Consider the following 14889-nt stretch of genomic DNA (forward strand, 5'->3'; position numbering starts at 1 on the left):
ATTAGCTTCCATGGAAGCTAATGCACGATGGATGGCGGTGACCGCGATCGCACCGGTGGCCTGGGGGACCAACTACTTCGTCACGCACGCGTACCTCCCCGCCGACAGCCCGCTGTACGGAGCTGCCGTCCGGGCCCTGCCCGCCGGCCTGGTCCTGCTGACTCTGTGCAGGCAGCGGCCGCGCGGTGCGTGGTGGTGGCGATCGGCGGTGCTCGGGCTGCTGAACGTGAGCGTGTTCTTCGTCCTCGTCTACGTCTCCTCCCAGCTACTGCCGACGAGCGTCGCCTCGACCGTCATGGCCGTGTCCCCCCTGACGATGATGGTCATAGCCTGGCCTCTGGTGGCCGAGCGGCCCCGGACCGCCCACCTGGCCGGTGCCGCCATCGGACTCGTCGGTGTGTGTCTCATGCTGCTCACAGGTGCGCAGCGGGTGAGCCTGCCCGGTGTCCTCGCCGCGACCGCCGCCGTGCTCGTGTCCTCCTTGGGTCACGTGCTGGCCAAACGATGGAGCGCCGACACCGATGTGCTCGCCTCCACCGCGTGGCAGCTCATCGCCGGAAGCCTCTTCCTCCTCCCGGCCGCCATAGCCGTCGAGGGCTCTCCCCCGGCCTTCTCCACCCCGGCGCTGCTCGCGTTCGGCTACGTCACCCTGGTCGCCACCGCGCTGGCCTTCACCGCCTGGTTCACCGGGCTGCGCCATCTGTCCGCGGGGAGCGTGGGTCTGATCGGACTGCTCAACCCCGTCACGGGCGTGCTGCTCGGCACAGTGGTCGCGGCCGAGGTGCTGACCGTTCAGCAGCTGGGCGGACTGATCCTGGTCCTGGCCGGAGTCGTGCTCGGCCGACCCACGCGCAACGGTCCGCGAGGCGACGGTCAGGCACCCATCGGTCCCGTCTCTGCCGAGGCTCCCGCGCGGGAGCCCTCTTCTTGCGCTCCACGCTGAGCACGTCAGGACTCCCGGCGCGCAGTTGCTCGTCGTACGGCGGACGCCGATGCGCGTGGGGCGAGGGAGCCGTGGAGCAGCGGGTGCCGAAATTGGTTTCGTGCCGTGCGAGAAGCGCCTTACCGTGGCGCGGTGACGACTCAGATGATCATTCTCAACGGCGGGTCCAGTTCGGGGAAGTCCGGGATCGTACGGTGTCTGCAGGCCGAACTTCCGGATCCGTGGCTGGCGTTCGGGTGCGACTCGTTCGTCGACTCCATGCCCGCCAGGATGCAGGGGTCGGACGGTGGGATCGATGTCGCGGCGGACGGCGAGGTGAGCGTCGGGGCGGACTTCCGGGTCCTGGAAGCAGCCTGGACGGAGGGCATCGTGGCCATGGCCCGTGCGGGCGCCAAGATCATCGTCGATGACGTCTTCCTCGGCGGTACGGCCTCCCAGCGGCGGTGGCAGACGGCTCTGCGAGACCTGGGCGCGTTGTGGGTCGGCGTCAGATGTGAGAGTTCGGTCGCCGCAGGCCGGGAGGTGGCGCGAGGAGATCGCGTCCAGGGCATGGCGGCGTTGCAGGCGGATGCGGTTCACGAGGGCGTCTTCTACGACCTGGAGGTGGACACGACACATACCGAGTCCCTGGCGTGCGCGCGAACCATCGCGGCCCACCTCATCTGATCGCCGGACGGGCTCCTGGCCGCCCGACCGACGACCCCAGCCCGCTCAGACCACTCAGACCGCGTTCGACACCGCCGACAGGCCGATCCGGTGCAGCCGGGCAGTGCTGCGCCCCGACAAGCTGCAGCTCCGAGGAGACCGGCCGAACGTTTCCCTCGACCGGGATGACGCGCGAGGAGGCCTCTCCCGTTGTTCCCAGGCGAAGACGGGGCGGGCTCCGGCCAGGGGACGACGGGGGACGAGACCCTTCCACAGCCCCGGGGTCCGATTGTCAGTGGTCGACGCTAGCGTTCCGCCCATAGTCGCACTCGGCCCGGGACGGACTCCCCGGCTGAACTGTGCTCTCATCTTGTGTTCTTGACGCGGAAGGCTGTGGCGCGTGGGTTGGCTGTCGGCGGGTGACGGGTATGAAGTCGCCCTTGTGGAGGGGCGGGTGGCAGCGCGTGCCACCTCGGGCCGGTCGGCGGGACGGCAGTTGAAATCGCTGCCGCGCGCGCTCAAGGACCACCCGGAGGTGGACCGGCTGCGGCGGTTCGCGGAGTGGCTGGACCGGCATGCCGCGGCGTGTGTCGGACAGGTCGACGCGTGGATGGTGTCGTCGCTTCCCGTACCCACCGGGCTGCTGGCCCGCGTATGGCCCGACGAGGCCTGGCAGTCCGCGCTGCGCGATCTGGCCGTGGTCGGCGACGACCCTGATGAAGTTGGCTTCCTTCGGGGTGCCACCGAAGCCGGTGAGCTGCGGCTGGTGAACCTGGACGGCGAGACCGTCCGAATAGCCCCGCGCACGGTGACCCTGCCGCATCCGGTGCTGCTGCCGGACCTCGACGACCTGCGTGAGTTCGCGGCCGAACTGGGCATGGTGCAGCGCGTCGAGCAGATCCACCGGGCGATGTGGCGGCGGCCGGAGGGCCTCGACGCGAAGGCCACCGAGGTGCGGGACTTCACCGGGGGCTCGTTCCGCTCCCGCTTCGCACTCGCCGCGCGCGCCAGCTCGCTCGGCTACCGCGTGTCCGGTGGATACGCGACCACCCGGGTGCGGGACGGCGGACGCACCGTCGAGGCATGCGTGTGGATCGGCGAGCCGTACTGGGAGGACACGGTCGAGACCGGCAGCCTCACCTGGCAGGACCAGGACGGGCGCGCCCTGCCGCTGCTCGAGGTGGGACCGGTCGCCTGGTCGGAGGGGATGCGGATGGCCGCGGCGCTGTACGCCGGCCGCGTCATCGAGGAGGGCAAGAACGCATGAGCGGGGGGACGCAGGTGTCGTACGAGGAACTGCTGACGGCGGGCGCGGTGCTGCCGCCCGACTCGGAGGGGGTCGGGGAGCGGGGGGTGCCGCTGACGGCGCGGACGTACCGTCACCCGGGGCTGGACGACCGGGTGGTGGTGCGGCTGGTCGCCGGCGAACTGGGGGCGGCGGAGGATCTGGCCGCCGGCTTCCTCGGCCTGGAGCAGGACTCCGAGCCGGCCGTGGTGGGGTTCGGGCTGCGCCAGTCGCTGGGCTTTCCCGAGTGGGTGCTCGTGCACCACCCCGAGGACGGGCACCACGCGCTGGGCGTCGTGCCGGACCTGGAGCGGGCGGCCCTGCAGGCCAAGTCCCGTCCGAAGGCCGCGCTGGACGCCTTCGTGGAACTCGGCGACCGGCTGGCGGCCTCGGTGCCGCACTTCCTGCCGACGTTCTACGAGCAGGCCGGGCGCGTGTTTCTCGCGGAGGAGAACGCCACGTACGCGGCCCAGTTGTTCACCCGCGCACGCAAGGCCGAGGCGGAGCACGGACTGACGGTCCAGGAGGAGCGGCTGGACGCCGTGTTCCTGGAGTTCGCGCTGGCCGGTGCCCTGCCCGTGAAGGTGCTGTCGGCCTACGCCAGGGAACTGGCGGCGCGGGTGCCGGCCGAGGACGCGCTGCGGCGCTTCACCCGCCTGTGCCTGCGCCGTACGGCGGGCGGGCTGCCGCCGTCGGCGCAGATGGCGAACGACCTGCGCAAGCTGGCCCGGGCCGCGGGCCGGGACGCGAACCTCACCGAACAGGAGTACCTGTCCGAACTCCTCGGTCTGCCGGCCACCCTGCGCGCGGCGGCCGGCTGGTGGAAGGGGCACCGTACGGCGCTGGTGGCGCTGGCCGCGCGTGAGCCGCGCGTCAGGGGCACCCTGCTCGACCTGCTCCCTTCCAGCCACGAGAACGAGATGCCCACGATGTGGCTGGGTCTGCTGGAGGCCGCCGGTGCCACGGCCGGACTGTGGGACGCCTCCCTGCCCGAGGACCAGCGGCCTCGGGACGGTGCGGCGGGCTGGCTGGGCCGGTTCCTGGCCTATCGGGAGCGGGCCCGGTCATGGCGTGACTCCAGTCGCATGGCTGAGCTGTATCCGCTGGTGGAGCGGACGGCGGACCGGCTCCGATCCGAACTCGCCGCTTCCGGCGGCGCGTTGAAGGTCCTCCACGACATCGACCTGATCGACCTGCTGCTGTCCCTGGACGTTCCGATGGCCGCCCCGCAGAAGGACGAAGCTCTGCTGCTGGCGCAGTGGGCTCCGGGCGAGGGACACCGGGACCTGATGTCCCTGGCCGCCGACACCCGCTTCCACGAGGCCTTCGGGCGAGGCGCCGACCGGTTCGGCAACGACGACCACGCGCTGCGGGCGATCCGCCTGCTGGCCGCGTCGCCGGGCGGGGGCCCGCTGCTCGCGGACTGGGTGCGCACCGTCGCACGACGGTTCACCGCGGTCGGCCTGCCCCAGCTCCCCGACGCGCTGGCCCGGCTGAAGTGGCTGCCCGCCGAGGCCCTGGCGCTGGCCGAGGACGAGGTCCGTGAGGCCGCGGGCACCGACCTCGCGCCAGTGCTGCAGCGCACCCTGCGGGCCGGGCTCTTCGACGAACTCGGCTGGCCCGCCTGGGAGGAGGCGGTCGCCGCCCTCGTCCCCAAGGCCGACATCGAGGACGTGATCGTCGCCGACGCCTGGCCCCACCTCATCGTGGCAGGCGCCGCCCAGGCCCGCGTCATCGGCGCCGAGGGCACCGTCCTCACCCACGACCTGCGGATCCCGGCGAACAGCGCCTCGGGCGATCCCGGCTTCCACCATGTGGACGGAGAGCTCCTCGTCTACTGGAACGACCGCAACGACGGCCTGCGCGGCTACTGGCACAACCGCGCCGACCGTCCCCAGTCCCTGGAGGGCGCCCGGAGCACCCGGGGCACCCAGATGGACTGGTACCAGGCCAACATGCCGATCACGCTGCCCCTGCCCGGCGGCGGCCGGACCACCGGCGGCGGCCTCCTGCACGCCGGGGACACCACCCTGCCCCCGGAGCGGCAGGTGCTCTGCGACGGCATCTCGTACTGGGTGTGGAACGCGGAGGACGAGGACGACAAGGCGCACGGCTGGTACGAATACGACCCGGCGACGGGTGAGCGGGGCCGCATGAGCAGGCCCGCGTTTCTCGCCGACGCGCTGCTCGACGCCCCCGAGGGCAGCACGTTCGAGGGCGGGCGACTGCGCCCCTCACCGACAGCCGGCGCCACGCCGGCGTCCGCGCCCGTGGACGGACTGGTCGGTCTGCGCGTGGTGCAGCTGCCCGACGGCTCCGTGCGCGCCCAGGATCTCTCCGGACACACCGTCGCCCTGCCCGCGGACGCCGGCCGCCCCGCCACGCTCGTGGTCTTCCCCGGAGCCGACGGGGCGAGTGCGGTGGTCCGCAACAGCTGGCAGCTCACCATCGTGGACACGGACGGCGTCGTGACCTCGGTGGCCAAGACCGACCGCGCGCCCGGCGTCTTCGGCGAGGGCTCGCTGCTGCTGCCGCCGGTGCAGTACTGGGAGTGCCTGACAGCCCGCGACGCGGAGGGCTCCGAGTCACTGCGGCACATCGACCGCGACACGGCGGCGGCCCTGCTGACCGCCGCGGCTCACGAGGACAAGGAGGTGCTGCCCGACGCGATCCGCTCCCATCTCCCGGTCACCCATGCCGCGCTGGTCGCGGGGATCGCCGGAGTCGTGCGCCACGCGGCCGGTCAGCAGGCCGTCCTGGACGCGGCGGCCGCCCGGCTCACCAGCGCTCTCGACGGCGGCCTGCAGGACGAGGGCCCGGCCGGACCGGCGGACGCCGTGCTCCTCGACGCGATGAGCGGTCTCTGCGGGGCCTCCGGCTACTGGTGGAACCGTGACAAGGAGGCCGACACCGTCTTCCGCGTCCTGCGCGAGATGAAGCGGGCGGCCCAACTCCCCGACGTCGCCTTGATGGAGGGACCGGCCGCGCGCGTCCACCTCGACGGACGCCGGCTTCCCGTCGGGCAGCCCGGACTGGACACCCTGCTCGACCGCGTCGGTGCCACGGCCTTCCGGACAGCTGCCCCTACCACCTCCGAGGACCACCGGGAGGCGCTCCACGCGCTGCTCGCCGAGTTCGACGCGCTGGGCCTGGCGCCCGCCGCCGAGCCCGCGCACTGGCGCAAGGTGGACCTGCACCTGGAGGCCGGCCCGCTGCGCACCCCGTCGGGCGACTGGCGTGAGGGCGCGTGGAACGGGTTGCTGCCCCTGGGCGGCGGTTCCTTCATCGCGCTCGTGGGACGCAACTCGCAGGGTGACGACGGGTGTGTGTTCACCGGATACTTCCACGATCCGGCCGGACGCTTCGAGACGCCGAAGCCGTACACGCTCCGGGCGTCGGCCCCCCTGGGCGAGGACGGCGACGCGGGCCGCCTCGGCGCGTTCCTCACGGAACTGGCCGCGCGCGGACCCGCGCCCTGGTTCCCGCAGGCCGCCGAGGAGTTCGCCCGGACCACCGGCGTCACCGAGACGATGGCCCGGCTGATCGTGGCGGGTCTGCCGCAGATCGACGTCTACGAGCGGACGTTCCTCACCACCCAGGCACGCGATGTCATCGGTGTGAAGGCGGCCCCGGCGGCCGTCGCCAAGGACGAGCTGCGCGGTATCGATCCCGCGACCCGTGCCGCGGTCGTGGCCGCGCTGCTGCCCGCCGAGCCCGCCCGTCTGTGGACCGAGGGACCGGACTGGGCCGCCGCGGCCGAGGTCTGGAACAGCAGGATGGGCCGGCGGACCGCCGTGCCCGAGGAGTTGCTCAGCGACGCGGTACGCGCGTTCAAGCACGGGCAGTGGGATGTCCGCCAGGCACTGCCCGCTCTGCTGCACCCGGCGGGTGAGCCCCGGCTCACCCGGGACCTGGAGTGGGCCGTCGACGGCGACCGGGTGAAGCCCGTCGGTTCGGAGACGGCCGGTTTCACCGCGCACACGCTGGTCGGCTCCATCGGCCTCGCCGCCTGGCTCGCGCACCGCCTGCCCGCCGGTGACCCGGTCCGCGCCGTGCTGCCCGCCGCGCTCGGCGCCGTGCATGACCGGCTGGCGCACCCCGGACTGGTCCTCGACCTCGATCAGTACATCGGCCTCCCCGGCTTCCGGAAGACCGCGGGCGCACCCACCGAGGTGGGCAAGGGCTTCGAGCGGTACCGCGCCGTCATCCTCGCCACCCACGACGACCAGCCGTCCCCCGGCATCCGTGTCGCCCTGCTGGACGAGGCGGGCCAGGACCCGTATCTGCCCGCACTCCGCGTGGACGGCCAACGCCCCTATGCGGCCGAAGTGGCGATGCGCCTGGCCCGCTCCCCCGAGCTCGCGGCCCTCCTCGCCGACCCTGGCGATCCGCAGGCGGGCGAGCGGGGCAAGGACGGCACCTGGTGGCCGCAGGACCCGGGACGCTCGGTGCCGGATCTGGTGACCGAGGCCGCCAAGGGGTACGGCGTCGGCGGGGACGCCGCGACCCTCTATCTCATGCTGCTCGCCATGCCCGACCCGACCGACCGCATGACGGCCCGGTGGACGGGATGGAAGCCGGCCCGGCTCAAGGCGGCCCGTGCAGAACTGGCCGCCACCGGCCTGGTGGTGGAGGCCACCCGCACCAGGGCCGGACGTTCGCTCTTCCTGCCCGGTGGCTGGATCGACCCGAAGGCTCCGCGCGTTCCGCTGGAGCGGTGGAAGCTGCCGCTGTTCGGCGACCTGCTGAGCGGCGAGGAGGCTCTGCTGGGCGTGATCGTGCCGACCGAACCGCCCGCCGAGCTGTACCGCAGGGCCTGGCAGCGGGTCCAGGAGGGCGACGGCCCCCGGTTCGAGGAGCTCAAAGTGCGGCGAGGACGCCGCCGCTGATCTGCCTCCGGGGCGCCGGCCGACCGGCAGGCGCCCCGGCCCCTCCCCGCAACGACGACAGACCGACCTACCGAACAAGGACACGCATGCCCCCGACCGACACGGCGACGGCCCTTCCGGCCCGGCAGACCCTGCCCGCCGAAGAGCGCCACGCCACCGAACTCGCCTTTCTCGCCGCCCACGACTCAGGTCCCCGCCCGCCCGGCTGGCGGCTGACACCGCGTTCCGCGATCACCTTCGTCTGCGGCAGCGGCGGCGAGACCCTCAAGCTCCCCGAGCGGCACGGCACGCTGCCGGACCGCCTGGTCATCACCCCCAAGTTCGTCGGCGAACGCGCCCTGGTGGAACGGTGTGTGGTCACCCTCGCCGGAGAACGCGGTCTCCTGCTGGTCGGCGAGCCGGGCACGGCCAAGTCGATGCTCTCCGAACTGCTGTCCGCCGCCGTCTGCGGCACCAGCGCGCTGACCGTGCAGGGCACCGCGGGCACCACCGAGGACGCCATGCGCTACGGGTGGAACTACGCCCTGCTGCTCGCCCAGGGCCCCACGCCCCAGGCGCTGGTCGACTCTCCGGTGCTGGCCGCCATGCGCGCCGGCCGGGTGGCCCGCGTCGAGGAGATCACCCGCTGTCTGCCCGAGGTGCAGGACGCCCTGGTGTCGATCCTGTCCGACCGTCGGATGAGCGTGCCCGAGCTGGCCGGCACGGACGACGCCCAGGTCGCAGCCGCTCCCGGATTCACCGTCATCGCCACCGCCAACCTGCGCGACCGCGGCGTCTCGGAGATGTCCGCCGCACTCAAGCGCCGCTTCAACTTCGAGACCGTGCACCCGATCGCCGACGCCGACGCCGAGACCGCGCTCGTGCGGCGGCAGGCTGTGGCGGCCGTCGAGCGGGCGGGCGCCGCCTTCGGCGTCGACGACGCGGTGCTGGACGTACTGGTCACCGTCTTTCATGACCTGCGGGCCGGGCGGTCCGCGGAGGGCTGGGACGTGGAACGGCCCGGCACGGTGATGTCGACGGCCGAGGCCGTGCAGGTCGCCGTCTCCCTCGGGGTGGCCGCCGCGTACCTGCCGGGTGCCGACTCCCTCGATCTGGTCCCCGGTCACCTCCTGGGCGTGGTCCGCAAGGACGATCCGGCCGACCACGCGCGTCTGCTCGGCTACTGGGACGGTCCGGTGCGCCGCCGCGCCGAGGACGGCGCCGCATCCTGGCGCCGGCTCTGGGACCTGCGGGAGAACCTTCGGTGACGCACACCCAGGATCCACGGGCGGCCGTCACCGCCCTCGCCGGCTCCGTGGAGCCGTACCTGCTGGGCGTACGGCACCACAGTCCGGCGCTCGCCGCGGCGGTACCCTCCCTGCTCGACGCCTCCGGGGCGGAGGTCGTGTGTGTGGAGCTGCCCGCCGACTTCCGGCCATGGCTCCCGCATCTGGCCGCGCCGGGCACCGTCGCGCCGGTCGCGCTCGCCGGGGCGGGCGAGAACGGGCGGCTCGGCTTCTATCCGTTCGCCGACTTCTCCCCGGAGCTGGCCGCGGTCCGCTGGGCACGGGACCGCGGAGCGGACGTCGTCTGCTGCGATCTGCCGATGTCCGACCCGCGATGGAACGCGGACGGGCCATTGCCGGGGGGTGACACGCGGGCGGCCGCAGTCGCCGACGTGGCATCCGTGACCGCGCCCGTCTCCTTCGGGAACGCCCTCGCCGCATCCGGGACCGGGCGCGACGACGACGATCTGTGGGACCGCTGTGTCGAGGTCCTCGCCCCCGGATCCGCTCCCGAGGCGATCCGCCGCGCCGCTCTCGGTGTCGGATGGGCACTGCGCAGCGACGCCGCGGCCTCGGGCGGGATACCCGCGGTGGACCTCGCCCGTGAGGCTCACATGCGCGAGGCGATCGCGCGGGCCGCGGGTGACGGGCGCCGGGTCGCGGCGGTCGTCGGCGCGTTCCACGCTCCGGCGCTGACGGCACCGGCCCTGTCGCCCGATTCGGTTACGGGTTCGGGTCCGGTCGCGGATCGGGGTCCGGGTGACAGCGCGGCGGTGTCGACAGCGGTCGATCACGGCGTCGCCGGGGATCACCCGAGCGTCGTCACCTCGCTCGTCCCGTACGCCTTCGATCTGCTGGACTCCCGTTCCGGCTATCCGGCCGGCATCCGAGACCCGCGCTGGCAGCAGGCGGTGTTCGAGACCGGCGGTGATCCCGAGCAGGTGCGGGGCGCCGCCGCGCGAGCGGTCACCGACGTCTGCCGGGAGCTCCGCGCGGCGGGGCACACCGCCGGCACGGGCGAGGCCGCCGAGACCCTGCGGATGGCCTGCGACCTCGCCAGGGTCCGCGGGCTCGTGGCGCCTGGACGGGGCGAGGTCATCGAGGCGCTGACGACCGTGATGGGCCAGGGTGAACCGCTCGGCCGCGGCCGGGCCCTCGCGCGAGCGCTCGAAGTGGTCCTGGTCGGCACCGACCGGGGCAGGATCGCGCCGGGCACACCCCGTTCCGGTCTCGGCCCGTGCGTGGAGGCGGAGGTCGCCGCACTGCGGCTGCCCGGCCCGGACGACCCCGCATCGCGCGAGGTACGGCTCGACCCGCTCCGCTCCGCCCTCGACGGCCGCCGCGAGATCCTCCTCCAGCGCCTCGCCGTGTGCGGCGCGGGCTACGGCGAGGCCGTGGCGGTGGCCGGTACGGGCGACGCCGCCGCCCTGACCACGCGGTGGCGGGTGTCGTGGACTCCGGCCGTCCCCGTACGGCTGGACCTGGCCGGCGTACGAGGCGTGACTGCGGCCCTGGCCGCCGAAGGCACCCTGCGGGACGACTTCCGCAGGGAGTCGGCGGACGGCGGGCCCACTTGCGCCCATGTCCTCGCGGCGCTCGGTGCGGCCGCCCGCTGCGATCTTCCCGTGCTGGTGTCGGAGCGCCTGGCCGATGCCGCCGACGTGCTCCCCGCCACCGCCACACTCCCCGAACTCCTCACCGGGCTCGACCTGTTGGAGGCCCTGTGCCGTGGCCATCTGCCCGGCACCACAGCGGACGGCCGGCAGGCTGCCGCCGAACTGGCCACCAGCCTCCTGGAGTCGGCGGTCCGAACCCTTCCCGGGTTGGCGGGCAGTGACCGGCCGGAGGACACGGCCGCACTCATCGAGCTGGCCGCACGGGCCGGTGAACACCGCCTCGGACTGCGGATGGACGACGCGCTCGGCACCCTCGCTCGCGAGGGCTCCCCGCTGATCCAGGGCGCGGCCCTGGCCGCCCGGGTGCTGCTCGACCTCGATGACACGGGCACCCTCGGCGCGCGTTCCGCCGGCTGGATCGACACGGCCACCGGCCCGGACGCCCGGCATGCGCTGGGCCGTCGGCTCGGTGGGCTGCTCAGCGGTGCGGCAGCGCTGCTCCAGTCGGCGCCGACGGCGCTGGACCCACTCCTCGACCGGATCGACACGCTCACCGACCAGGGCTTCCTCGACCGGCTGCCCGCCCTGCGCGGGGGCTTCGACACGCTCAGCCCGGCGGGCCGTGACCGCCTCCTGCACACCGTGACCGAGCGGCTCGGCGACCGCCTCGACCTGTCGCTCACGGCCTCGCCGCACCTCCTCGCCCTGTGGACGGCCGCGGACGCGGCGGGGCTCGCGGCCCTCCGCGCCCTGCGTCTGCCGGCCGGCGCGAACGGGGTGGCGCCCACGGACTCCGGGACGCGTGGGGTCACCGACAAGACCGAGCAACCCGTATCCGTGGCCTCCACATCCGTGGCTCCTGCACCCCTGGCCTCTGCACTCCTGCCCTCTGCCGTTCCGCGCTCCATACAGCCTCACGCCTCCACGGCCCCGTCCGCCACCCTCCGGATCACTCCCACGGACCGCTGGCGACTGCTCCTCGGCAGGGAGACCGAGAAACTCCCACAGAGCGCCCGGCGATACGCGCACGCGCTCGACGAGTTGTACGGCACCGGCCGCGGCGAGGGCTCCTCCGACCTCGGCCGGGAAGGTGGCGCCCAGGGGCAGGGCGGAGGCCGGGACGCGTCCTTCCCGACAGCCCGTGAATGGGCCGAGGAACTGGAGTCGTTGTTCGGAGCGGAGGTCCGCGAGGAGGTCCTGGCACGCGCCGCCGACCAAGGCCGAAGCGACGTGCTGGCCGAGCTCGACCCCAAGGCGGTCCGCCCGTCGGTCGACCTGCTGACCTCCGTGCTGTCCCTGGCCGGCGGAATGCCCGAGCAGCAACTGGCCAGGCTGCGTCCGCTCGTTCGCCGACTCGTGGACGAACTGGCCAAGGCGCTCGCCACCCGGATGCGCCCGGCCCTCACCGGACTCGCCACTCCGCGCCCCACCCGACGTCCGGGCGGACGGCTCGACCTGCCGCGCACCCTGCGGGCCAACCTCGCGCACACGCGCCGAACCGCCGACGGGCGGACCGTGGTCGTACCGGAGCGGCCGGTGTTCAGCACCCGCTCGCGCAAGGAGGCGGACTGGCGGCTGATCCTCGTGGTCGACGTGTCCGGGTCGATGGAGGCCTCCGTCATCTGGTCGGCCCTGACCGCGGCCGTGCTGGGCGGCGTCCCCACCCTGTCCACACACTTCCTCGCCTTCTCGACGGACGTGATCGACCTGACGGACCGGGTCGACGACCCGCTGTCGCTGCTCCTGGAAGTACGGGTCGGCGGCGGCACCCACATCGCGGCCGGGCTCGCCCATGCCCGCTCCCTGGTCACCGTGCCCAGCCGGACCCTCGTGGTGGTCGTGAGCGACTTCGAGGAGGGTTACCCGCTGGGCGGACTCCTCGGCGAGGTACGGGCTCTGGCGAGCTCCGGGGTGCACCTGATGGGATGCGCCGCCCTGGACGACGCCGGCACCCCGCGCTATTCGGTGCCCGTCGCCCAGCAGCTCGTCGCGGCCGGCATGCCCGTGGCCGCGCTCAGTCCCCTCGCCCTCGCCCGCTGGGTGGGCGACCGCCTCCGCGGAGAGACCCGATGAACCCCGAACTGCCCTCGGTGGCCCCTGATGTGGTCGCCTCCGCCGTCGAGAGCCTCACCTCCCGTCTGCGCAAGAAACTGGACGCCTCGATCGAGTCGTACGCGGCCCTGCCGGTCGTCGCCGACGGCTCCGTCCGGCGCGTGCGGTGCGGGGAGGACGCCGAGGTCACGCTCACGCCCGGCCCCTCCGGCAGCGTCACGGACGCGGGCCAGGCGGTGTGCAGTTGTCTGCTCGCCCCCCGGTGCCTTCACCGGGCCGCCGTCCTCGCCGCCTGCCCGCTGGCCGACGCCGCCGTGGAGGATGCCGTCGAGGGCGGCAGCGCTCCGGAGGAGGACTCCCCGTCCGCTGTGGTCACAGCGGTGGACGCGCCCACCGGCACCAGTCCCGGAGCCCCACTCGCCGACGCGACTGTCGCGGAACCCGACAAGACCGTCGCAGAACCCGGGAAGGCCGTCGCAGAGTCTGGGAAGACTGTCGCAGAGCCCGGGGAGGCCGTCCCACTCACCGATGCCCAGGTGGCCGCCGCGGCCGAGCTGTGGACGGCCGCGGCGACCGTGCTCGCCGCCGGGGTTCCCGCCGCGGGCGCGGTCCCTCAGGCGGAGTTGCTCCGGGCCGCGCACACCGCCCGGCTCGCCGGGCTGCACCGTGCCGAGGCGGCCGCGCTGAGAGTCGTACGGGGGCTGCGTGGCGCGCGCGCCCGCCACGACGGCCACCGGCTGGCCGACCTGGTCACGAACGTACGGGAACTGCTGCTCACCACCGTTCTGCTGGCCGCGGCCGACCCGGAGCAGGCCCTGATCGGCACCGCCCGCCGCACCTACCGGCCGGGCGGCAGCCTGCGGGTCCACGGGGTGTGCCGGGAACCGGTGATCGCGGCCACCGGCTACGGCGGTGTCGTCACCCATCTCGTCTCCGACGACGGACGCTGGTTCTCCGTCGCCGACGTCAAGCCCGGCGGCGCGGCCCGCGCCCAGGGCGCGGCCACCGCCACCGTCGCGCTCGGCTCGGGGAGCCTCGATCACGCCCAACTCGCCCGAGGCGGGCTGCTGATCTCCGGCGCCACGGTCTCCTCCGACGGCCGCCTCGGCTCAGGCAAGGGCGTACGGGCAACTCCGGTCGCCGGCCAGTCGTGGACGTCCGGCCCGCTCGCCGCACTGTTCGCCCGCCCGCTCGCCGAGGCTGTCGCCGAACGGCTCGCCGTGACTCCGGGCGCCGACCCGGAGCAGGCCGAACAGGCGGCACGCGCGCTGGTCGGCTGCGACCTCGCGCTCGTCGCCGCGGCCGGCGAGCATGTGATCGCCCGGGAACTTCGGCCCGGGCAGTCGGACGCGGAGGGCCTCCTCATCCGGCTGGCCCCGTCCAACAGCCATCCGAGCTTGGCCCACACGGCCAACTTCCGCCGGCTCGCGTCCCGGCCGGGGCTGCGGCTCCGGGTGATCGGCCGCCTGGACCCCGACCGCGCGGCCACGCTCCGCCCGCTGGCGGTCGCCCCGCTGCCGGACACCGAGGCGACGTTGCGACTGCCCGCCGGCTGGCACGGCCGCGCCGACCTGGGCTACGACCGCCTGGAGGGCGCGCATCTCCCACCGCTCGGCGTCATTCCGGCCGTGCCCGCCCTGGACGGCCCGAGCAATGTCCCAGCGGACCCGCTGGCGGAGGCCCCCCTGTGGCGGCTGCGGCGGCTGATCGAGGTCGCCGTGTCGGGTGGCCGCAGAGCCGTCGCCGAACCCGCGCGCGACGGCGACCGCAGCGGGGGTGGGGCAGCCTTGCGGCGCAGCGGCTTCCACACGGCCGCGGACGTGGCGGCCGACCTCACCGCGGAGGCCGATCGGCGCACCCGCGACGTCTTCGGCCGCACCGGCGAGGCCGACCCGGACCGGTACGCACGGGCGTGGCTCGCCGCGGCCGTCTATCTGGCGGGCGTCGAGCGGGCGTTGGTACGGGCCACCTGGCAGCCGGAGACCACTGGTTCCTTCCAGGACTCGTGAACTGCTGTCGTACGGACCAGGGCTGTTCCCCGCCCCGCCCGACGGGGGACAGCCCTGGAGCCAGAGGCAGCGGGCGTGAAACCGAAGCGGTGCGTAGGGGAGAAGATGCCCCGCTGACGCCGGACTGGTTGCCTGCGACGTGGCCGTTAGGATCGGCCCATGACAGCGCACCAGGCGGATGCCTC

The 14889-nt window shown here is 73.9% G+C and carries 7 protein-coding genes; all 7 read left to right on the top strand.

Translation table 11 applies throughout. The annotated features are described in order from the left end of the window. The first annotated feature begins 10 nt into the window (after positions 1-10). Complete coding sequence (locus ACWD68_RS02310; RefSeq protein ID WP_451804573.1) at positions 11-943, top strand: DMT family transporter; 933 nt, start codon at positions 11-13, stop codon at positions 941-943. 132 nt (positions 944-1075) lie between these two features. Continuing rightward, on the top strand, positions 1076-1609 hold the full coding sequence (gene cpt, locus ACWD68_RS02315; protein ID WP_451804574.1) for a chloramphenicol phosphotransferase CPT: 534 nt from the start codon (positions 1076-1078) through the stop codon (positions 1607-1609). Positions 1610-1988: 379 nt separating this feature from the next. Beyond that, positions 1989-2855, top strand: a complete 867-nt coding sequence (locus ACWD68_RS02320; RefSeq protein ID WP_451804575.1) for a DUF4132 domain-containing protein — start codon at positions 1989-1991, stop codon at positions 2853-2855. Beyond that, the gene (locus ACWD68_RS02325; RefSeq protein ID WP_451804576.1) at positions 2852-7762 is read left to right on the top strand and encodes a DNA-binding protein; all 4911 of its coding nucleotides are present in this window, start codon (positions 2852-2854) and stop codon (positions 7760-7762) included. The genes ACWD68_RS02320 and ACWD68_RS02325 overlap by 4 nt, the downstream gene beginning before the upstream one ends. Before the next feature lie 86 nt (positions 7763-7848). Then, positions 7849-9009: an ATP-binding protein gene (locus ACWD68_RS02330; RefSeq protein ID WP_451804577.1), complete on the top strand. Its 1161-nt coding sequence runs from the start codon at positions 7849-7851 to the stop codon at positions 9007-9009. Beyond that, the gene (locus ACWD68_RS02335) at positions 9006-12716 is read left to right on the top strand and encodes a vWA domain-containing protein (RefSeq protein WP_451804578.1); all 3711 of its coding nucleotides are present in this window, start codon (positions 9006-9008) and stop codon (positions 12714-12716) included. Before ACWD68_RS02330 ends, ACWD68_RS02335 begins: the two co-directional genes overlap by 4 nt. After that, positions 12713-14704, top strand: coding sequence for a hypothetical protein (locus tag ACWD68_RS02340; protein WP_451804579.1), 1992 nt, complete (start codon positions 12713-12715; stop codon positions 14702-14704). Before ACWD68_RS02335 ends, ACWD68_RS02340 begins: the two co-directional genes overlap by 4 nt. Positions 14705-14889: the final 185 nt, after the last annotated feature.

It is taken from the genome of Streptomyces sp. NPDC005141, from assembly GCF_053599975.1.

Bases quoted from the DNA above. Each gene is read 5' to 3' on its own strand.
- ACWD68_RS02310 (WP_451804573.1), top strand. From the start codon at position 11: ATGGAAGCTAATGCACGATGGATGGCGGTGACCGCGATCGCACCGGTG.
- ACWD68_RS02325 (WP_451804576.1), top strand. From the start codon at position 2,852: ATGAGCGGGGGGACGCAGGTGTCGTACGAGGAACTGCTGACGGCGGGC.
- ACWD68_RS02330 (WP_451804577.1), top strand. From the start codon at position 7,849: ATGCCCCCGACCGACACGGCGACGGCCCTTCCGGCCCGGCAGACCCTG.
- ACWD68_RS02340 (WP_451804579.1), top strand. From the start codon at position 12,713: ATGAACCCCGAACTGCCCTCGGTGGCCCCTGATGTGGTCGCCTCCGCC.